A 20,540-nucleotide genomic window follows, 5' to 3' on the forward strand; every position below is an offset into this window, starting at 1 on the left:
ATTATCGTTTGGTGTATCGCAAGCCCAACGTTTGCCAACGTCCGGGCATAGGCACCGCTCCTGCTTCCACATAAGTAACATCCCATAAATTTTGCAGATCAGCAAATACGGTAAATGCTCCAATCTGATACGCAGCACGAATATCTGAAATCACATAAGCCGTATTGGATGCGCGCTCGATAAATCGATTGGTGGTCGAAAATGTCCAAGCATCTACGCCTAAGGAGATCGTGCTATTCAGTTGATGTTTCAGGTTTTCGATCCGATAGCGTGATATCAAACCGTCTGTAGTAGATACCACACTTGGATTGAGATACGTATATCCAAGACGTACTTTCAACTCAGCCCGAGCGCTCAACCGTTGCCCATATTCCGAAGAAAAATGCAATCCGCGCATGCGATTGTTATCTACATTCACTGCCTGATAAGGTTCATCGACGCTGCTTCGCTGCCAATCGATAAACTGCGCAACATTGCGGTAAAAATATCCTGCCTGCGCGGTGAAGTTTCCGATTTGATAACGCAAACTTCCTTCTGCCTGCCAAGCATTTTCCGATTGCAAATCAGGATTTCCGATATTACCCGGGCGCTGATCAAGATACAGATCGGTAAAAGAAGGAATACGTTGACTAGAGCCAACATTGGCAGCAATACGCCACTGCGGCAGAAAATGATAGGCTACATCAATGCCTGGAAACGCTTGCCAACCGTATTGAGAATTATAGTTTACATAGGTTCCGACGTTGAGCAATACATCTTGAATGTATTCTGTTCTGAACTCGGCATAGTAACCATGATTTTGTCTGCGATGATTTCCAATATTAGTGCTTTCAATACGTTCCCAACGCGATTCTGCACCAACACCGACATCACCCAAATTCGTGTGATAGCGTGCATTCAGCTCAGCCGACCACACATCGGTTTCGTGCTCACTGCGCGCACGTGAAAGATCGTTTCTGAAATAGCGATAATCATCTGTATTGTTGCGATAACTCAACCGAGGACTGATGCGCAATCGATCATTGAGATCGTGTCGCGAACTAACTGCAGCAATGGCGGTACGTACTACTTCTTCCGATTCCACATCGCCAGGCGCCGCATAAAAACCATTTGCGCCAAATTTATTGTCGATGTATCCGCCCATCACTTGGATTTCGTCTTGCGCACTTAATTGGATCTTATTCTCATAGAAAGCGCGGAAAGCCTCCGAGGCGGTATTGTAGCGTTGACCATTGCTTTTTTCTGTGGTGAGATAGAGCTGATGCTGATGTTTATCTCGCACGAATTGTCCGCCCACTTGATAACCCATGCCATAGTACACACCTGATCTTCCGGCCTCTTCTTCCACCGATTTAAAGGAAGATCCTGCATATGCTTGCGCAAAAATTTCGGACGACGCCGCTTGTCGTGTGACAATGTTGACAGACCCTGTCAATCCATTAATCCCATAAATTCGAGAAGTTGGTCCACGGACTACTTCGATCCGTTCAATCGCTTCTAAAGGTATGGGAAGATTCAAACTATGGTGACCGGTCTGCGGATCACTCATCTTAATACCATTCACTAACACCAAGGTTTGCTCAAAACTTCCGCCATCGATACCAATATCTGCTTGTGCACCAAATGGACCGCGCTGTCGCAGATCCACACCATTAATATGCGTCAACACTTCGTTGATGGTACGTACCGGCATTCGCCGAATTTCCTCATAGGTAATGATTTCAATGTGACGGCTATTCTTATTAAAAGGCACTTGCAATCTATTTTCCTGGATGATGACCTCGGAAATTTGAGAGGTATCTCGCTGGCTGATCTGCCCAACTGCGGTATAGCAAGTTAATAAACCCACTATAGCTAGTATACCTCTCTTCTTTTTCGACTTAATAGTCTGTGATCGATGTAGAATCTGAATCATGTATGTATTTTAAGTGTGGCAAAAGTAGTATATTGCCGGACTACAATACTGTACCACTTTTTATATAATGACTAGTCCGGTTACAAATCCTATTCTCCATCTATTATCGATTGATCGATCCGCGACGAAAGATATCTATTTGCAAATCGTGCAACAGATCGCCAATGCGATTCAGCGCGGGCTGTTGCGCGAAGGCAGCAAGCTCCCGGGATCGCGTAGTTTGAGCACGGTATTGCAAGTACATCGGCAAACCGTCGTTGCTGCTTTTCAGGAATTGGAAGCGCAAGGTTGGGTGGCGATCTCTCCTAATCGAGGCGTGTTTGTGCTGAGCAATAAACCCGCCGTTGGTGCTCGACTTCAGTTGGATGATGCAACTCCGAAAGAACAACTGTATCCTACGAACGTAGGATTTACCTTCAAAAAATCGAATATTCTAGATAATCCTTGGACACAAACCGCTAGTGAATTCAGCTTCGATGATGGTGTTCCAGATATTCGGCTCACGCAGATCAATCAATTATCAACTTTTTATTCGGCCAACCTAAAAAGGAAAAGCAATATCAAAAAGCTGGATCGCTATACCAATGAAGGTAGCGAGTATTTCAAGGAGCAACTGAGCACTTATCTGCATCAATCACGTGGATTACGCATTAGTGAACAAAACATTCTGGTCACCAGAAGCACGGAGATGAGTTTATACATCATTTCTAAGGTAATGCTTTCTCGTGGCGATGTCGTGATAGTCGGCGCGCTGAGCTACTTCGCTACCAACATGATTTTTCAGGAGTCTGGTGCAAGAATGAAAACGGTGCCCGTAGATTCAAATGGTTTAGATACGGCAAGTATTCGTGCCCTATGTCAACAAGAAAAAGTACGCATGGTGTATGTTACTTCTCACCATCATTATCCTACTACAGTGACATTAAGCGCACAACGCCGAGTGGAGTTATTGGCTCTAGCGCAAGAATTTGGATTTGCGATTGTAGAGGATGACTATGATTATGAATTTCGCTATGATCAACAAGCCATTTTACCAATGGCCAGTGCAGATACCGATGGCATGGTGATTTACCTCGGCTCATTTGGCAAAACGCTTGCTCCTGGTTTCCGTACAGGGTTTACCGTCGCTCCAAGCGATATTATTGCAGAAATGCGCAAATATCTTGGCATCATTGATCGGCAGGGTGACATCACCATGGAATTGGCTCTTGGGGAAATGATTGCCGAAGGCGAGATCAATCGCTATGCTAAGAAATCATTAAAGATTTATGAACAAAGGCGTGCTCATTTGGTAGATCTACTGCAAAGCCGTCTTTCTCATTATTTGCAATTCGAATCACCGCGCGGCGGACTGGCTGTCTGGACAACCTGGGATCGCCGTATAAATCTATCTCAATTGGCCATACAATGCGAAAATCAAGGCCTTCATATTCCTAGAAACCTATTGTACCAACACAAAGACATCGCGGGGATGCGCATCGGATTTGGACGAATGGACGAAGATGAAATGACGACTTCTATAAGCAAAATGCAATCCGCGTTAACGCAAATGAAGGTGATCTAAAATCCGTATTGCAGGAGCAGACAAATACCTTTACATTTGCTTCCGAATTTAGAAGGGTGATCTTGTCGCCACAACATTCTAAAATCATACTTAATAGGATTCTACCCCATGCTTAAAAAAAGTTTGATATCACTTGCATTCGGATCATTTGCGATCGGAATGACAGAATTTACCATCATGGGCATATTGCAAGATATTGCCTTAGATCAGAATATTAGTATCCCTACGACTGCGCATCTTATCGCCATCTATGCTTTAGGCGTCGTGGTCGGAGCACCTACGCTGGTGTTGTTTACTAGCAAATACCAACCAAAGAATGTGCTTCTCTTTTTGATGCTTCTCTTTGTGGTTTTTAATAGTCTGTTTGCCATCATGCCAGACTACAATTCCTTGATGATTACACGATTTTTATCGGGTTTACCACATGGTGCATTCTTCGGCGTTGGTTCCGTTGTAGCGACACAGTTGGCCACCAAAGGCAAGGAAGCGCAGGCAATTTCTATTATGTTTACCGGTATGACATTGGCCAACTTATTTGGCGTGCCACTCGGCACGTACATTGGCCATCATTATTCGTGGCGATGGACGTATGGTATCATCAGCCTTTGCGGATTGGCTACTATCATCACCGTTTTCCTTTGGTTGCCTAAAGTGGTCAATTATCAAGCAGAAAACATGTACAAGCAACTTAAGTACTTTGCCACCAAAGAAGCGTGGATTCTGATCGCGATGATCTCTATCGGTACGGGTGGTTTATTTGCATGGATGTCTTATATTTCGCCCTTGATGACTAAAGTCGCGAATTTGCCCGAAGAGCACGTGAGTTACATCATGGCATTAGTCGGATTAGGCATGGTTGTCGGGAATTTTCTGGGCGGACGCCTGTCGGATAGTATTGGATCGGTACGAGCTTCTATCGTTTGTTTTTCATCTATGGCCGCCTGCTTGCTGCTAGTATATTTCACCATACACATTGAGTATTTGGCATACTTTTTAGCTTTCCTGACGGGAATGATTTCCTTCACGATCGGTTCACCATTGCAAATCACGCTCATCAATTCGGCACGTGGTGCCGAAACATTAGCAGCAGCTGGTGGTCAAGCTGCGTTTAACATGGGAAATACCTTAGGTGCGTATCTTGGTGGGATTCCGGTGTTGTATGGCATGGCTTACAACTCACCTTTGCTCGTAGGCATCGGGATGGCATCTATTGGTGCATTGATTGCTTTTTATTACAAACTATTAAGTAGTAAAACCACCACAATGGTAAGCGCTTAAAACATTTTCGGCGATGGTGGTGTTATCTTGATAAAACCACCGCGCATGAAAAAGCAATTTTTCGGTTTCATAAACAGATTGAATAAGGCTGTGCTACCAAGCTACAGCAGATTAGATCCTGCCGGATTGACCAAATTTCAACAAGCTATTTTAGCCTTTCGCTATTACGTGCTGATCCAATCCAAAGACTAGGTTTATCTTCTTAGCGAAACAGGTTTCTTCGTATAGAAACCTTATTTTTATACGATGATATACTTGGACAATAACGCGACTACTCGTATTGATGAGCATGTGCTAAACGCGATGATGCCCTACTTTAGAGAATCGTACGGCAATGCATCGAGCACGCAACATCGATTGGGCAGGCAGTCCAACGAAGCGATTCAGCTCGCGCGTCAGCAAATCGCTCGTGCGCTCAAGATTCAAGATCCTAATGAATTAATCTTTACCAGCGGCGCGACGGAAGCGATAAACATCGCCTTGAAGGGTGTGGCTACAAGATATCATTCGATAGGAAATCACATCATTACGTGTCAAACGGAACACAAAGCGGTACTGGAAACCTGTGCACAACTGGAAAAAGAAGGTTGCCGGGTGACATACTTACCCGTTTTAGCGAATGGACAGATTGATCTTGCTCAGTTGCGAGAAGCCATCACCCCAGAAACGATCTTGATCAGCCTCATGACGGCCAATAATGAAACCGGTGTACTGCATCCTATAGCAGATATTGCTCAGATTTGCCAGCAACATGGAATACTCTTTTTCTGCGATGCCACGCAATATATCGGTAAGCAAAATGCACTAGATTTGGCGCAAATCCCAGTCGATCTACTGTGCTTGAGTGCACACAAATTTCACGGACCAAAAGGCGTCGGCGCCTTGTACATTCGTCGTCGTAAAAGTAAACCGATACAAATCGAACCATTAATCGTTGGTGGAAATCAGGAAGGCGCGCTACGAGGCGGCACCTACAATGTTCCCGCTATAGTGGGTTTCGGCGCAGCTTTGGAGCATCTTCAAGCCGAGGAATGGAAAACAGTTGCTACTTTGCGCGATTACTTAGAAACATCTTTATTGGAATCCATACCGCACATTTCTATCAATGGTGCGGATGCTCCACGATTGAGCAATACGAGTAACTTAACGATCAAACATGTGCTCGCTACCGAATTAATTAGTCGCTTGCCTGATATCGCATTTTCTACTGGCTCAGCTTGTGTAGTGGGCAGTGCAGCACCTTCACACGTATTAATTGCAATGGGTTTATCGGAAGACATGGCACGCTGCAGCATCCGTCTATCGCTTAGTAAATATACTACGCGAGAAGAGATCGCTGAGGTAGCGAAACAAATAGCAAACGCTGTTAAAAAAATACGAGCGCAATCGCCCGTCTGGATGCTGTTTGAAAAAGGGTTGATCGATTAAGTGAAAAATGATTACGCAGTTGCTGGAATCATAGTTACCGACTGAATATCCCGTACATCAATCTGATCTTGCAAGTGTATTTTCAATTTAGAGCCATCGCCATGTATCGTCCAAATTTCGATAGGCTTTACCAGCGTGATATAATGCAAAAGATCTGCCCAATCCACATGATCCGAAATGTATAATGACAAATCATTGTGCTGCTGCAATCTAGCCCAACCCGAAGCAAATACGCGTGTCACATTCGTTGCTCGAAAGTAACTATTGAAGGTTAAAGGCGGCACCAAATACACTTTATTCGCCGGCCCTTCTTTCATATCCTTACGCCCATACACTTTATAATGTAGTGATACCGGACTATATTCATCGTACAACCGATGTGCCATCGTCATGCGATGATGCAACAGCACTACTTTATCTGGGCAATAGGAATTCAGCAAATATGTGATTCGTTGCGCTTTGCCGAGCGTATAACAGCCCAACAAAATATTGCCGTTGATCGCATTAAGCTTTCGTATTTCTTCTACTGGATCTGGATGCACGACGTCTGGATCAGCAAACGTTGTTTCGGTGATCAAGACATCAGCTTGCACCACTTGGATTGGTTCGCACGTGGGATCTTCTTGCAACTTATAATCTCCGGTGTACAAGTAGCGTACACCTTGATATTCCATCAAGATCTGAGCCGACCCCAGAATATGCCCAGCTGGTATTAGCGTGATCCGCACCTCATTGAGCTCCCAAGATTGATTGAATGGCTTAATAGTATACGCTTCTCTGGTATATTTAGGAAAGCGCTGTTGCATAAATGCCACCGTAAATGGTGTTGCGTACGTATCTAAATGACCCGGACTAGCATGGTCGCCATGCGCATGCGATACGATTGCCGTCTTCACTGGATACAAAGGATCGATATAAAAATCGCCGTAACGGCAATAATAGGCATCTCCCTTTTTTACCAGAAAATCGGGTAGAATGGTTTTACTTTTCATAGTTTAATAAACGCTCGTGTAATGTCATCACTTGCGAGATCAGAGATTCTGTACCATCATTTACAATGATGGCATCGGCCAATGCGATTTTCTGACTATCTGGCCACTGCTTTTCCATGCGTGCTCGTACTTGTTGCTCTGTCACCTGATCCCTTTCCATCACGCGCTGGATCCGAGTTGCTTCATTTGCGGTAACCATGATGGTGAAATCAAGCTTTTTGTACGAACCACTTTCAAACAGCAATGCGGCTTCTTTCAAAGAATAAGCGCCCTCTTGTGCATCTGCCCAGGTTTCGCCAGCGCGAATAACCGCAGGATGCACAATACTATTTAGTTCGTCAAGCTTGTCCTTATCATTAAAGACCATCTCCGCTAAGTACGCACGATCTAGTTCACCAGACGCTTGATATACTTTCTCTCCGAAAGCTTTTTTCAGCGAAGCAACGACAGCGTCGTCCTCCACCATAATACTCTTAGCTTCCCGATCGGCATCATAAACCGGAATACTCAAAACCTGGAATAATCGGCAAACAATACTTTTGCCAGCGCCGATACCACCTGTTATGCCTACTCTAAGTCCCATAATTACAATCGTACAAAAAAATCAATATTCTGCGGCTCGATGCGCAATACCTGACAATACGGAGGAATCTTCGTGAGTTGCACAGGTAAGCTTGTCGCTTTGCCACGTGTCCAATCTTGCACATCGGCTACTGCTTCAAAATCGCGCGCTGTCCACTTGGCATAATCCAATAGCGAAACTAATAAGGTGACTTTTACCTTTCCTGGTATGGTACGTACCGATGTGTAAGACTCTGCGTTTTGCACACGGATGGGTAATTCGATCACTTTCTCTGTCATCTCTCCTATCGGTATCAACACCTCTGCAAACGTGGGGTAAACCGCGATGTTTGTTTTACTTTTACGATTAAGATAACTGACGGTGCGTACATCATTATCGAGCAATTCGCCCTTGATACTATCTGTCTCAATGTATGCGATCTCATCGATATCTTCTGCAGGCCCGGTAATCGTCACAAAAGCCGGATTGGTGCGCACTTCACCTACGATGCCGTATTGTTTTCTATACGTGATACCATACACTGGTTTGACGGGTACACGTTTTTGGATTTGCTTTGAAAAATCAAAAAATAATGTATCCGGCATGACTGAAATAGCCTGTTTATTAATCGGGAATTGCTTGTTTACGAACCCAATTTGACTACTAAACGCGATAAAATTTCTAGTTTTCAGCCCGCCAAGGTCTACTTCTAGACGAGCGGTATCGGGATGAAATCGCTTGACCAAGATGTCCCAGCCACTCATACGCAAGCGAACTTGTACCATATCTGATTGTAGTGGGTGAAATGCTCTTTCTTCTGGGAGATTAACATAACTCACGCGCGCCATCTGCAAGAAATCATAGGAGCTAGAGATAGCAAATAAGGACCATGCCACAAAGGATATCACGAGGCATCGCAAAAAGATATTGATCTTTCGCCGTTGAATTTTAGAAAACCGACGTGTTGGCATACCTACAAATGTAGCATTAACGGATTAAATAACCATGACTTTTGAATAGCACAAAAGCCATTCTTCGAATCGAAGAATGGCTTTCGGATTAGCTTGTACGATAATTAGAAAGATACTTATGCGTCTTTTTTCTCTATTTTATCGGCGTTTAAAGCTTTTGATGCATCTAATGAAACCGCCGATTTGTCGAAACGAATCTTTACGCCAGAACCTACATCTACCAAGAAAGAAGTCTCGCCTACTTCCACGATACGACCGTGAATACCTGCCGTAGTGACGATTTTAGCATTAACACCTAATTCTTGAATATATTTTTTGTGATCTTTTTGTTTCTTCATCTGTGGTCTGATCATGAAAAAATAGAAAACCACGAAAATCAAAATCATAGGAAGGAACATACCTAGTCCGCCGCCTTGAGCTTGTAGTAAAATTGTTGATAGCATTATTTAACGTATTAGATTTAATGTAGATTATAAGATATGATTAGCTTACTTCACCTTTAAGCTGAATCGTTTGGATATTGTTTTTGGCATTGGATACCACCGTAATGATCTTTTGTTGTTTTCCAGATTGACCATGGCTATCAAAACGTACTTTTACTTCACCTTCGCCATTTGGAGCAACTGGAGTAGATGTATACTCGGGTGTAGTACAACCGCAGGAAGTAGACACACGTGATATGATTACAGGCTCTGTACCCGTATTTTTAAATTTGAAAGTATGATCGACCACTTCGCCGTCTGTTATCTGTCCAAAGTCGAATGCCTCTTCTGCAAATGAAACTTCGCCATTACCTGTATTGGCTTTAGCGACTTCTGTCGAGCTTGAAGTGGAGTCAGTAGCACTAGTATTGGATGTATTACCTGCATTATTGCAAGCTACTAATAGCAGCAAACTCAAAGCTGCAGATAGGTTGTTGATATATTTCATTGCTTTATTTTTTATGTAACTAATCTTGCAATCCCCGACCTTCTTTGCGGATACGTCCCTGCTGTTTTAAGTCAGAAAGAATCTTGTCTAAGATACCATTTATAAAGGTACTACTTTTCGCTGTACTGTAATCTTTTGAGATTTCGATGTATTCGTTCATCGTCACCTTTACCGGAATGGTTGGGAAATGTAACAATTCGGTAATCGCCATCTGCATCAGCAAACTATCCATCAATGCTATACGATCTGATTCCCAATTTTTGGTTTTATCGCCCACCAATACCGCATATTCTTGTTGGTAACGAATAGCTTTGGACAGGAGATCTTGCACGTATTCTTGATCTTCGGCCCAGTTAGGCGTAAGATCAGCTAACTTGTTTTTAGCTGGATTATCGTTAGAGAAGTTTTTGAATGTTTTAGCAATCATCGCCTGTAAAACCTCTTTGTCTACCGACCAATCAATAAAACGTGCCTCAAGCGCTTGTTCTATGTTAGGCGTTTTAAGGATGATTTTCTTAAATATAAATTTTATAATATCCTTTTCCTTCGCAATAGAACGATCTCCTTCTTGCAAATAGGCGGTATACGTATCTGAGGCGGTAAGTTGTGCGTAAATAGAGCGAACAATCTCCGGATCGAAGCTCCAATCTACGTTATATTTCTTCACCTTCTCCACATACTCTCTATTCTGACGCAGACTATCGATGAACGCGTTATTATTCAACTTCGTTGACGACAAGAATTTATCCTGTTCAGATGGCAACCATTTCTTTCCGCGCCCCTCCGAGTCAATCACCACATATTCAGCCACTTCATCCAACAAATTCAAGGTCCATATGTACATATGATCTACCTCTTCGATGCTTCGGAATAAAGCTTTTTCAAAATCTTTGATACTTTTATCCTCAGTGAGGGAATACGCATAAAGCGCCTGCATAACTTTTACGCGGAGATGTCTTCTGTTTAGCATTTTTTAAAGAACGGGTGTGTATGTAAGAACGAACAATTAAATATGTATTAGTAGATAATAAGCACTTTATGTGCTTATTTCAATTTACGAAGGTCAAAGATACGCTTTTCTGCCAATTGTTTTGCGGCTTCGTAGGTAGATACGTTGTCTTCGTTTGCTTTTTGGATTACGTGGCGTGTAGCTGTGTATATATGACGAATCAAATATTCGGTACGTTCTGCTCCGTAACCTTCCAATTCGGAGTAGCAACTAATCAGCGCACCAGAATTGATTAAAAAGTCGGGTGCGTACAATATATTATGATCTTTTAATAGTTGAATCGTACGTTCTTCTTCTTTTAGCTGATTGTTGGCAGAGCCTGCAATCACTTTACAACGCATGCGTGGTACAGAATCCGGATTAACCGTTCCGCCCAACGCGCAAGGAGCATACACATCAATATCGTGCTCAAAGCTAGTGGCATAAGTTAATGGCTCGGCTTTGTATTTCGCCGCAATTTTCATCTTGCGTTCCTCGGTCATGTCGGTTACATATACACGCGCATTTTCGCCGCGCAATAGCGCTACCAAATGCTCACCAACGCTACCAACGCCTTCTACCGCGATCTTGCGACCCGCTAAGTTGTCGTCTCCATACAATTCTTTGATCGCCGCTTTGATGCCATAGAACACCCCTTTCGCTGCAAAAACAGTCGTATCGCCTGCACCATTTAATGAAGCCGGTAAACCTGCTACATAATCCGTTTCGGCATGAATATGCTCCAAATCGATTTGAGAGGTACCTACATCGGTGCTGGCAATAAAATTACCATTCAATCCTTCTACAAAACGTCCGAATCGACGCATCAATAATTCGGTTTTTTCGGTGCGATGATTCCCTAAAATAATAGCACTACCACCGCCTAAGTTTAGCCCCGCCAAAGAAGCTTTATACGTAATGGCTTTGGACAAGCGCAATGCATCTTCGATGGCATCATCAAAAGATTCATAAGGCAACATCCGCACTCCGCCGATTGCCGGACCTAATGTCGTATCGTGAATGGCTACGATAGCTTGTAATCCAACTTCTGGATCTTGACAAAAAAATAAATTTTGGTGATCCGATGCTTTCATCAAATCAAACAAAGAATGGCCTTGTTGCTGACTCATGGTACTTGTATAAAGAATTATGCTCCGCAAAATTAGAAATAATATTCCACGTGCAGAATTTTATTGCATCAAATACTAAGCTGTCAAGCGCGCAAGATTTACCTCGAAATTAAAGAAATCAGATCGCAGATATTTGCGTACTTTTGTACTACATGAAAGAGCTTTCCTACCTCAATAAATACTTCTATAAATACCGCTGGCATGTACTCCCCGGTATTCTCTTTGTTATCATTTCCAACTACTTCGGCATCTTGCCCGCGCAGGTTATTCGCGAGGCATTCGATTTAGTGCAAGAAAATATCGACATGTATCGTCTGTACGATGGGTTCGAGCGTCAGAGCGTCATTTACAGCGTCTTTGGCAGTAGTTTATTATTTTTCGGTGTGGTGGTATTGGTGCTTGCCTTGATCAGGGGAATATTTTTATTTCTGATGCGCCAAACCTTGATTCTCACTTCCAGAAGGATTGAATATGACATCAAAAATGAGATTTATGAGCACTATCAGGCACTAGATTTCAGCTTTTATCGCCGGAACAATACCGGTGATTTGATGAATCGTGTCACGGAAGATGTTAATCAGGTTCGGAATTACCTTGGGCCAGCAATTATGTACGCCATCAACACTATTGTATTGTCGATTATGATTATCTATGCTATGTATAGCGTCAATGCAACTTTGGCTACGTATTCATTATTGCCTATACCGATTTTGGCTGCCGTGATTTTGGTTGTCAATAAAGTGATCAATCAGCGTAGTACGCGTATTCAAGCGAAGCTTTCTAAACTTTCCTCTTTTGTACAAGAAACATTTTCAGGTATTCGTGTAGTCAAAACGTACACCAAGGAAAAGGAAAAACTAGACATGTTTGCGGCCGAAAGTAACGAATACAAAGATCGTATGCTAGATCTGGTACGTGTACAGGCCTACTTTTTCCCGCTTATTATTTTGTTGATTGGCCTTAGTACAATTATCACGGTGTATGTTGGTGGTCTGGAATTGAGCAAGGGAAATATTACGGCAGGTAATATTGCGGAGTTTATTATCTACGTGAATCAATTGACATTTCCAGCAATGTCATTGGCTTGGGTGACTTCTTTGATTCAACGTGCTGCCGCTTCGCAAAAACGTATTAACGAATTTTTGCACACGGAATCGGACATTCCGGATGGTACGGTTGACGAAAAATTGAAAGGACGCATCAAAATTGAAAACTTGTCGTACACGTATGAAACAACTGGCATTCAGGCACTGAGAAATATTGATCTGGATATTGCACCGGGTACTACGGTGGCATTAATCGGTCGTACTGGTTCGGGCAAAACAACCTTGGCCAATATGCTGCTTCGCATGTTTGATACGGATGAAGGGCGTATCTTATATGATGAATACGACATTCGCGATTTGCAAACGACAAGTTTGCGCAGTCAGATTGGGTTCGTACCGCAACAGGTATTTCTTTTTTCAGACACCATAGCACGAAATATTGCTTTCGGTTTGGATACGCAAGATGATGACAGGATCGAACAAGCAGCTCGCGATGCCGCGGTATACGACAATATCGTCCGATTTGAAGAAGGTTTTGAAACGTATATTGGTGAACGTGGGGTCACCTTGTCCGGCGGACAGAAACAACGGCTCTCCATTGCTCGTGCTTTGGTAAAAGATCCTCAAATCCTGATCTTTGATGATTGTCTATCGGCAGTGGATACCAAGACCGAGGAAGAGATATTGCACAACTTATCACGGATTATGGAAGGCAAAACAACTATCTTCATCGCGCACCGGATCTCGACGATCAAAAATGCGGACCTCATCGTGGTGATGGATAAGGGTGAAATCGTAGAACGTGGTACGCATGAATCACTCTTGCAACAGCAAGGCGAGTATGCCAACTTGTACGAAATGCAACTGCTCGAAACGGCGGAATAGGCCATGTTTTTTGCATGAATTTTGTTTTGATATATTAGCCGAAATAGTATATTTGCATGCAAATCAGTGCAACGGGGGATTAGCTCATTTGGCTAGAGCGCTTCGCTGGCAGTGAAGAGGTGATCGGTTCGAATCCGATATTCTCCACCAATCAAAAAGCGACTAGAAATAGTCGCTTTTTTTCGTATATATCAATGATACACATTCTCTCCGTTATCGAAAAAATAAATTTATCGACGCGTCAACTTTAAGTAAAATCCGCTTAATGTATACCCTTGAATACGAAGGTGATAACCAAAAAGTTCAGCGTTGCACCATAATTCCTATAGGCTGTTCAATGAGTATACTTTCATAGGTTTAAAATCATAACAACGAAGAAGTTTTTGCATCTATCTGATGTTGGGGGAGCGAACTTTTTTCCATTATACATGAAAAGTAAGCTGAAAAAATTTGCCAAAAGTGTTTTTCAACCATATAAAACACCGATTGCTTTAATCTAAAACCTAATTTTTTATTAAAATAAAATTATTATTTATAAATAATAATTTATTAATCAATTGAAAATATTATATTTGTAAAACGAAACAATCACACTATTAGCTACATAATTTATAAGATTATCAATATAGGAATAACACTACAGAGTATTAAACAATTTGGATATGATATTATGTAACTGGACGCTTAGCGCTATAATTTAATATACGATCTACTAATACTTAATTAAAATGTTAAAAGCAATTGTAGGACTTCAGTTTGGAGATGAAGGAAAAGGTAAGTTTGTCGATTTTTTTTCACAAAACTACGATCATATTGTCCGATTTAATGGCGGTCCTAATGCAGGGCACACAGTGGAAACGAACGAGCGTAGAGAGCATTTTTCGCAAATTCCAGCGACTTTCACAGGGAAAAACCTCTACTTGGCCTCTGGAACATTGGTATCTCTTGAAAAATTGCTCGAAGAGATAGAGTTAATTAAAACCATTAATCCAGATGTTAACATTATCATCGATCCTAGATGCCACGTCATTCTTCCAATTCATTTGGAATATAATAAGTTTTCAGAACTCTACAAAGGTATTGATAAAATTGGCTCGGTAGGGGTTGGTGTCGGAGCTTGTGTTGAAGATAAGGTAAATAGGAATGGTATAAGGATTTGGGATTTATTGGATGAAGATAGATTAAAGAAGAGAATCGACTTTTTACTAAATTTCAGGAAAACCCAAATTAAGACGGTTTTCAATGGTAACATATCTGATGAATATGAAAATATTCTAATAGAAATTTGCGAGTACGGTGCTAGGATTAAACCTTATCTAAAATTCGTTAATGAGTTAATTGCTGAAAAATTATTGAACGATGAAAATATTCTACTTGAGGGCTCGCAAGCTACTTTTTTAGATAATACATTTGGCACCTATCCTTACACCGTAGCTTACCAAACTTTGATAAGTACATGTTTCAGCTCAATCGGAATCCCATGTTCTACTATTAATATCGTTGGAGTACTTAAATCCTACACCATACGAGTTGGGAATGGGCCTCTCCCAACAGAGCAGGATAATGATATTGGAGAAGCGCTGCGAATTCATGGTAATGAGTATGGCACTGTTTCTAAACGTAAGCGACGTTGTGGTTGGTTGGATCTTGTATTAGCAAAACAAGCTGTTAAACTGAATGGTATCAATAGCATTTGTCTTACTAATGTCGATGTCTTGTCTTGTGTAGAGACCATAAAGGTTGCCGTATCTTACACAATTGAAGGTAAAAGTGTAAATCCTAATGAAGCTCTACTAAGTTTAGAAAGCGTAGTGCCTGTTTACAAAGATTTCCCGTCTTGGCGTAAGTTAGATAGTGTATACGACTGCTACGATGATCTCCCTGAAGCGTGTAAAACATACATCGGCTATATTGAAAAAGAGCTTGGTGTACCTATAGAATATATTTCTTACGGACCTAAGCGCCATCAGACACTTAAAAAGTAAGACATTGTATGATCAACTATGTAACGGGCTTTATGTTCAGTGAAGACAAACAGTATGTTGTACTTATTCGCAAGCGTACTCCATCATGGCAGAATAATAAGGTAAATGCTCCAGGAGGTAAAATCGAAAAAGGCGAATCAATCGAACAAGCAATCGTGCGAGAATTTCATGAAGAAACGGGAGTGGAAACCAGACAGGCTGATTGGAAAACTGTTATTACTTTAACAAGACCAAAATTAAAAAAAATCTATTTTTTATGCTGCTTCTCTGATCAAGTTTACTTAGCTAAAAGTATGGAGAAAGAGGAAATCTTCTTAAGTAAAGTCGCTGAATTACCTGATAATGTTGTTCCCAATTTACGTTGGCTTATCCCACTAATTCTGGAAGAACATGTGTTTATAAATATCCCTATTGACTATGTCAGTGTAAAATAGTTACTATTTAATGTTTTGATCATGAATTTTAGGCCTTGTATTGATGTATTTAAAGCAAAAGTTGTACAACTAATAGGTACTTCACTATTTGGCGGTGATGAGCGCACTATTATCAAACATTTTGAGAGTGAATATAGCCCGGCGTACTATGCCAAATTATTTAAAGAAGATGATTTAAAAGGTGGACATATACTTTCACTGGGGAGCGGTAATAATGACGTCGTAATAGAAGCATTAAGCGCATTCAGTGGAGGTATGAAATATGGCGGTGGCGTTACAGCTGAAAATGCTCATGTCTATCTAGATGCCGGAGCGACGCATGTAATCGTCAACTCTTACGTTTTTAATAACGGTGAAATTAACTACTCTAATCTCGATTCACTGGTTAAAAGCATTGGAAAAGATAAACTAGTCCTGGACATGAGTTGTAGAAAACGAAATGGTGAGTATTACATCGTTACGAACCTATGGGAAAAGTTTACTAACGTTAGAATAAACAAACAATCACTTTTAGAGATATCCGGATATTGTGATGAGATTATTGTCCACGGGGTTGACTCAGAAGGAAGAAAACAGGGATTAGAATCTGATCTTGTAAAAATTTTGGCAGAACATACGCCAATAAAAACGGTATATGCGGGCGGAATTAGTTCTATTTCTGATCTTAATTTAATAAAGGAATTAGGAAATGAAAAGATTGACCCCTGTATTGGAACAGCACTGAGTATTTATGGAGGTAACCTACCCTATCAGGACGTGGTACAATGGAATAATCTTAATTGAAATGAAATCTAAATCTGTATAACAACATGGATAAAAAGATAAGAATTGGCATTATTGATATCGATGATGTCCTTGCTGATTTCGGCAGCTTTATCGTAGAAGAATTGAATCAGTTGTCAGGTACCCAACTAACAAAAGAGGCCTATATACATCACGACTTTTACAAATTCCACGATCTGCCCGTAAGTGTCATGGGAGATATTTTGAGAAGAGAAAGTATATACCTCCGGCTGAAACCTTTAGATAAGGTGGTCGAGGGAATGTACCTTTTGAAGGAAAAAGGATTTGCTTTACGCATTGTTACGGCCAGAGGCAAGTCTAACTCAAACATAGAAGAGGATACACACCAATGGTTCTATGATAATAACATTCCGTATGATTCTATAGATTTCATTGATTATCACGAAAAAAAATCGGAATACTATCTTAAATATGGCAATCCAGAGTTTGTTGTAGATGATCGAGTATATAATCTTCTTGATGCGCAATCTGTAGGAGTTTCCACTTACTGCCTCAAACAGCCGTGGAATGAATACGATATAAACTACAAGGGGCCTCGAGTTAGCAATCTTTTAGAATTGGCAGATAATTTTTGAAGGATGTCATTACCGTTATTTAGCTTGTACTGATGTGAAAAAAGTTAGGTTAGGAATCTTGGGAGAAATTTGGCTTCCTCTATCAGAAGAAATTGATTGCTTGGGGAAGCTCAAAGAAGAGATTTGCGAGCGCACAAGTACACATCTAATTCTTAGATCAAGATTCTTTTATGCCAACAAAAAGATAAAAACGGAAGTTAAACTACTTAGAAATATTCTCGAACACATTTTTAGCTTTTCCCCACAACTTACCAAGCCTTATCGAATCGCATTATCAGAACGATTTATTAAAGGATGTGCACTACTGTTCGTAAGCTTCGACGACAGCAAGCAAAAAGAGGTTTACAATTCTTTTAAGCATCTCATAGATAATGCAATTAAATGGACATTTGATATGCAAGAGATGGATCCACTTTGTACATATCATTTTGAAAGATTAATTAGTCAAGTTAATAACAATAAGACGCTTGATTTTAAGTCTATTGAGTTAGAATCAATCTCTTTATGTGAGCTATGGAATAGTACTTTAGATATACATGCAACACGTATTATTTCTCCGTTATTAGGGGGCTTATTTGTAGCACCCGTTATTGCTTGTCTCAATGCAATTAAATGGGAATATATCAACTATTCAATTTATGATAGAAAAGTTAATGTTGCACCTACTTATACTATTAAAAATGAATCTTGTGTGATTATTGATGATAATGTTGGCTCTGGAAAATCAATGCTTGAAGTAAGTAAAATTCTAGCCATTAAAGATGTCAGGTTTTTAGCTTTTGAAATGAACTGGTCAAAGTTTATCCGTGCAAAAAAAGGAATAATTGAATCCTTTGATCCAGATCAGTTTTTGAGGTGCTCCCCTTTGTGGTACAGACACTTTGAGAACCTTATAATATGGCGAGAACAGTTTTCTGCTTTAAATTTAAAAGATTATCCCGATTACCTTTCATACATCAATAGCTGTTTCGAGTTAACTAATAAATTTCGATCATTCTTGCCCGAACAAATCCTTAATGAGTTATCAGTAGACTTACTAAGAATCAAAAATCAAATAGTAGGTAATGATCAAAAAATGAATTGGTCTTACATAGCTCATCAGCTAGAGAAGACAAGTGGATAGTCGGTATTTGTTACATTAATTTTCTCCTATCAAAATTAAGACAGGAAGGCAATACGCAGAAAAAACTAACCTTCAGTAAACAATATCACTCCTCCCACCGAATATAAGTTTCTTCAGATTGAGCATGTGACAATACTAAGGTATCATGGTGAAATTCGACCTTAAACACCTGACTATCGTACGTCAATTGATCTTCTACTAGTACAAAGTTTCCTTCTACAAACTCAATCGACACCTTATTTTGGTTATTATAATGTGTAATCAATTCCTCACCACCGTCTGTTGACACCCGACTAAGTGTATTGACATAGCGCCACTTACCAATCAATTTCGCTTCTAGCGATTTGGATTTGCGACGTAAAACAAGACGAGATAGTAGGTTTAAAATTTTCATTGTGTGTGACCAATACGCAAATCTATGTTATTTTCATATGAAGCGAAAGATAAAAAACCCTTAAAAACCGTAAATAACAAAATCCTATGTCATTTAGTTTTGCTAACTTAAGGCAATGAGAAGTGCTTCCATTAAACTCATATTGTATAGTACGTAAAGATTTTGAAGGATTCTATCGTAAGCTTTCATTCATAATCGTACCAATAAAGTATTGTCCATTCTAATATAGATTGATGAGGGATAGAGATCAGAAAAAACAGTTTGCAGCAAATAGTGACTGGAATAATTTTATTCAGCTTTGCCTCTATGCTCATCCGGTTATCAGCACCTTTCTGGTTGTATCCCATATGGTTCAATACAATTTGATTAACCATCGAATGATTACCGTTTTTACATCGCTCTTATATGAAGTTGGTTTTATGATCATTTTAATCTTCTTGGCGGTAAGCATATGTATAATCATTTATCAGTTGATCCGACCATCCATTCCTGTCGATAGTAATCTATGGTTGATAGCATATACGATACTGAACATTGGAGTTATTTTTCTTCCGGATGCTCTTAATACCCTGCCATCGCTGAGAGATTCGATTCCAGCATAGCCGCCGTTTCAAGACAACCGTACAATCAATCTTAAACTCTTGCATTGCATATTCATCGCAGGCATCAGCGGAATAATAGAAAAATCTGCGATCTATTTTAAAAATTTCGGAATTTGAACGTTTTTTTCTGATTATATACTTGCATATATGTAGGGTAGCTATTACATTTGTACTGTTGTTTATATTTAATCTAAATAAATATTAGAAACAACTTCTAAGTACATTATCTCTTCTCAATACAAATGTCGTAGTCTCCCAAGCTACGGCATTTTTTGTTTTATAACTTTCTTTAACGCTAACGACCTCCATAAACTTTCTAAACCGTATCTACTTTATAAACCCTATCAACCCAAAAGTTAGATCGCTTTGTAGTACCTCCGAGCGATGACGTCATTAAAATATCAACTTGCTTAACTTTCTCAACTCCCTTAACTCCCTTAAATTTATCAACTTTATCAACTCCCTTAACTCCCTTAACTCCCAAAAAAAACAAAATATAAAAGGCGAAACCAGATGGTTTCGCCTTTTATATGTACGGATTCGAAATCTGCTTCACGCAGATCCATCCAGTTTTACAATTGCTTGTCTAATTTCTCGGTTAATACCGATTTAGGTACTGCACCAACTTGCTTGTCAACGATCTCTCCATTTTTGAAAAACAATAATGCAGGGATGTTGCGGATACCATAACGAACAGAGATATCTGGGTTGTTATCTACGTTTACTTTACCGATAACCGCTCTACCATCATAGTCTTTCGCGATCTCATCTACTACTGGACCTACCATACGGCAAGGACCACACCACTCCGCCCAGAAATCTATTAAAACTGGTTTATCCGATTTCAAAACAACTTCGTCGAAGTTGCTATCTGTAATTTCTAATGCCATAATATTATTCCTATTAATTTATCTCTAATAACAAATATAGCTAT

Annotated in this window: 20 protein-coding genes and 1 tRNA gene; 11 read left to right on the forward strand and 10 right to left on the reverse strand. The window is 40.4% G+C overall.

Annotation, left to right across the window (positions count from 1 at the left end; translation table 11 throughout):
- Position 1: 1 nt before the first annotated feature.
- Positions 2-1,915 carry a TonB-dependent receptor plug domain-containing protein gene (locus DC487_RS13855; protein ID WP_116776556.1) on the reverse strand — a complete coding sequence of 638 codons (1,914 nt, stop codon included), beginning with the start codon at positions 1,913-1,915 and terminating at the stop codon, positions 2-4.
- A gap of 67 nt (positions 1,916-1,982) precedes the next feature.
- Between DC487_RS13855 and DC487_RS13860 the strand changes: the two genes are divergently transcribed.
- The 4 genes from DC487_RS13860 to DC487_RS13870 all read left to right on the forward strand — a co-directional run bounded on the left by DC487_RS13860 (position 1,983) and on the right by DC487_RS13870 (position 6,185).
- A complete protein-coding gene (locus DC487_RS13860; protein ID WP_116776557.1) occupies positions 1,983-3,479 on the forward strand; it encodes an aminotransferase-like domain-containing protein in 1,497 nt (498 codons plus the stop codon).
- Positions 3,480-3,587: 108 nt separating this feature from the next.
- Positions 3,588-4,757, forward strand: a complete 1,170-nt coding sequence (locus tag DC487_RS13865) for an MFS transporter (protein ID WP_116776558.1) — start codon at positions 3,588-3,590, stop codon at positions 4,755-4,757.
- A 45-nt stretch (positions 4,758-4,802) separates the two neighbouring features.
- Complete coding sequence (locus DC487_RS17270; RefSeq protein WP_165799091.1) at positions 4,803-4,949, forward strand: hypothetical protein; 147 nt, start codon at positions 4,803-4,805, stop codon at positions 4,947-4,949.
- 54 nt (positions 4,950-5,003) lie between these two features.
- A complete protein-coding gene (locus tag DC487_RS13870; RefSeq protein ID WP_116776559.1) occupies positions 5,004-6,185 on the forward strand; it encodes a cysteine desulfurase family protein in 1,182 nt (393 codons plus the stop codon).
- An 11-nt stretch (positions 6,186-6,196) separates the two neighbouring features.
- Here DC487_RS13870 and DC487_RS13875 read toward each other — a convergent pair whose 3' ends face one another.
- From DC487_RS13875 to DC487_RS13905, 7 genes are all read right to left on the reverse strand, one after another.
- The gene (locus DC487_RS13875; protein WP_116776560.1) at positions 6,197-7,177 is read right to left on the reverse strand and encodes an MBL fold metallo-hydrolase; all 981 of its coding nucleotides are present in this window, start codon (positions 7,175-7,177) and stop codon (positions 6,197-6,199) included.
- The gene (gene coaE / locus DC487_RS13880) at positions 7,167-7,760 is read right to left on the reverse strand and encodes a dephospho-CoA kinase (RefSeq protein WP_116776561.1); all 594 of its coding nucleotides are present in this window, start codon (positions 7,758-7,760) and stop codon (positions 7,167-7,169) included. The genes DC487_RS13875 and coaE overlap by 11 nt, the downstream gene beginning before the upstream one ends.
- 2 nt (positions 7,761-7,762) lie before the next feature.
- Positions 7,763-8,635: a YbbR-like domain-containing protein gene (locus tag DC487_RS13885; protein WP_239016389.1), complete on the reverse strand. Its 873-nt coding sequence runs from the start codon at positions 8,633-8,635 to the stop codon at positions 7,763-7,765.
- Between the two features lie 191 nt (positions 8,636-8,826).
- Positions 8,827-9,153 carry a preprotein translocase subunit YajC gene (gene yajC, locus DC487_RS13890; protein WP_116776563.1) on the reverse strand — a complete coding sequence of 109 codons (327 nt, stop codon included), beginning with the start codon at positions 9,151-9,153 and terminating at the stop codon, positions 8,827-8,829.
- A gap of 40 nt (positions 9,154-9,193) precedes the next feature.
- Positions 9,194-9,640 carry a DUF1573 domain-containing protein gene (locus DC487_RS13895; protein WP_116776564.1) on the reverse strand — a complete coding sequence of 149 codons (447 nt, stop codon included), beginning with the start codon at positions 9,638-9,640 and terminating at the stop codon, positions 9,194-9,196.
- 19 nt (positions 9,641-9,659) lie between these two features.
- On the reverse strand, positions 9,660-10,610 hold the full coding sequence (nusB, locus tag DC487_RS13900; RefSeq protein WP_165799092.1) for a transcription antitermination factor NusB: 951 nt from the start codon (positions 10,608-10,610) through the stop codon (positions 9,660-9,662).
- A gap of 74 nt (positions 10,611-10,684) precedes the next feature.
- Positions 10,685-11,758 (reverse strand): Glu/Leu/Phe/Val family dehydrogenase, encoded by a 1,074-nt coding sequence (locus tag DC487_RS13905; RefSeq protein ID WP_116776565.1) that lies wholly within the window; start codon positions 11,756-11,758, stop codon positions 10,685-10,687.
- A gap of 152 nt (positions 11,759-11,910) precedes the next feature.
- Here DC487_RS13905 and DC487_RS13910 point away from each other — a divergent pair, with 152 nt between their 5' ends.
- From DC487_RS13910 to DC487_RS13940, 7 genes are all read left to right on the forward strand, one after another.
- Entirely contained in the window at positions 11,911-13,689 is a 1,779-nt protein-coding gene (locus DC487_RS13910) for an ABC transporter ATP-binding protein (RefSeq protein ID WP_116776566.1), read from the forward strand.
- Between the two features lie 73 nt (positions 13,690-13,762).
- Positions 13,763-13,839: transfer RNA gene (locus DC487_RS13915), tRNA-Ala, on the forward strand.
- Between the two features lie 578 nt (positions 13,840-14,417).
- Positions 14,418-15,674: an adenylosuccinate synthase gene (locus DC487_RS13920; RefSeq protein WP_116776567.1), complete on the forward strand. Its 1,257-nt coding sequence runs from the start codon at positions 14,418-14,420 to the stop codon at positions 15,672-15,674.
- Positions 15,675-15,682: 8 nt separating this feature from the next.
- Complete coding sequence (locus tag DC487_RS13925; protein ID WP_116776568.1) at positions 15,683-16,108, forward strand: NUDIX hydrolase; 426 nt, start codon at positions 15,683-15,685, stop codon at positions 16,106-16,108.
- 21 nt (positions 16,109-16,129) lie between these two features.
- A complete protein-coding gene (gene hisA / locus DC487_RS13930) occupies positions 16,130-16,891 on the forward strand; it encodes a phosphoribosylformimino-5-aminoimidazole carboxamide ribotide isomerase (RefSeq protein ID WP_116776569.1) in 762 nt (253 codons plus the stop codon).
- A gap of 26 nt (positions 16,892-16,917) precedes the next feature.
- On the forward strand, positions 16,918-17,487 hold the full coding sequence (locus DC487_RS13935) for a 5' nucleotidase, NT5C type (RefSeq protein ID WP_116776570.1): 570 nt from the start codon (positions 16,918-16,920) through the stop codon (positions 17,485-17,487).
- Between the two features lie 34 nt (positions 17,488-17,521).
- The gene (locus tag DC487_RS13940; RefSeq protein WP_116776571.1) at positions 17,522-18,610 is read left to right on the forward strand and encodes a phosphoribosyltransferase; all 1,089 of its coding nucleotides are present in this window, start codon (positions 17,522-17,524) and stop codon (positions 18,608-18,610) included.
- Between the two features lie 85 nt (positions 18,611-18,695).
- Here DC487_RS13940 and DC487_RS13945 read toward each other — a convergent pair whose 3' ends face one another.
- Together DC487_RS13945 and trxA are read right to left on the reverse strand one after the other, a co-directional pair.
- Positions 18,696-19,004, reverse strand: coding sequence for a hypothetical protein (locus tag DC487_RS13945; protein ID WP_116776572.1), 309 nt, complete (start codon positions 19,002-19,004; stop codon positions 18,696-18,698).
- A 1,174-nt stretch (positions 19,005-20,178) separates the two neighbouring features.
- Positions 20,179-20,496, reverse strand: a complete 318-nt coding sequence (trxA, locus tag DC487_RS13955; protein ID WP_066750467.1) for a thioredoxin — start codon at positions 20,494-20,496, stop codon at positions 20,179-20,181.
- Between the last annotated feature and the right edge of the window lie 44 nt (positions 20,497-20,540).

Origin of the sequence: Sphingobacterium corticibacter (genome assembly GCF_003076635.1) — a bacterium.
Lineage (GTDB): Bacteria > Bacteroidota > Bacteroidia > Sphingobacteriales > Sphingobacteriaceae > Sphingobacterium > Sphingobacterium corticibacter.

Bases quoted from the DNA above. Each gene is read 5' to 3' on its own strand.
- DC487_RS13895 (WP_116776564.1), bottom strand. From the start codon at position 9,640: ATGAAATATATCAACAACCTATCTGCAGCTTTGAGTTTGCTGCTATTA.
- DC487_RS13855 (WP_116776556.1), bottom strand. From the start codon at position 1,915: ATGATTCAGATTCTACATCGATCACAGACTATTAAGTCGAAAAAGAAG.
- nusB (WP_165799092.1), bottom strand. From the start codon at position 10,610: ATGCTAAACAGAAGACATCTCCGCGTAAAAGTTATGCAGGCGCTTTAT.
- hisA (WP_116776569.1), top strand. From the start codon at position 16,130: ATGAATTTTAGGCCTTGTATTGATGTATTTAAAGCAAAAGTTGTACAA.
- coaE (WP_116776561.1), bottom strand. From the start codon at position 7,760: ATGGGACTTAGAGTAGGCATAACAGGTGGTATCGGCGCTGGCAAAAGT.
- DC487_RS13910 (WP_116776566.1), top strand. From the start codon at position 11,911: ATGAAAGAGCTTTCCTACCTCAATAAATACTTCTATAAATACCGCTGG.
- DC487_RS13865 (WP_116776558.1), top strand. From the start codon at position 3,588: ATGCTTAAAAAAAGTTTGATATCACTTGCATTCGGATCATTTGCGATC.
- DC487_RS13875 (WP_116776560.1), bottom strand. From the start codon at position 7,177: ATGAAAAGTAAAACCATTCTACCCGATTTTCTGGTAAAAAAGGGAGAT.
- DC487_RS13935 (WP_116776570.1), top strand. From the start codon at position 16,918: ATGGATAAAAAGATAAGAATTGGCATTATTGATATCGATGATGTCCTT.
- DC487_RS13860 (WP_116776557.1), top strand. From the start codon at position 1,983: ATGACTAGTCCGGTTACAAATCCTATTCTCCATCTATTATCGATTGAT.
- yajC (WP_116776563.1), bottom strand. From the start codon at position 9,153: ATGCTATCAACAATTTTACTACAAGCTCAAGGCGGCGGACTAGGTATG.
- DC487_RS13920 (WP_116776567.1), top strand. From the start codon at position 14,418: ATGTTAAAAGCAATTGTAGGACTTCAGTTTGGAGATGAAGGAAAAGGT.
- DC487_RS17270 (WP_165799091.1), top strand. From the start codon at position 4,803: ATGAAAAAGCAATTTTTCGGTTTCATAAACAGATTGAATAAGGCTGTG.
- trxA (WP_066750467.1), bottom strand. From the start codon at position 20,496: ATGGCATTAGAAATTACAGATAGCAACTTCGACGAAGTTGTTTTGAAA.
- DC487_RS13945 (WP_116776572.1), bottom strand. From the start codon at position 19,004: ATGAAAATTTTAAACCTACTATCTCGTCTTGTTTTACGTCGCAAATCC.
- DC487_RS13925 (WP_116776568.1), top strand. From the start codon at position 15,683: ATGATCAACTATGTAACGGGCTTTATGTTCAGTGAAGACAAACAGTAT.
- DC487_RS13870 (WP_116776559.1), top strand. From the start codon at position 5,004: ATGATATACTTGGACAATAACGCGACTACTCGTATTGATGAGCATGTG.
- DC487_RS13905 (WP_116776565.1), bottom strand. From the start codon at position 11,758: ATGAGTCAGCAACAAGGCCATTCTTTGTTTGATTTGATGAAAGCATCG.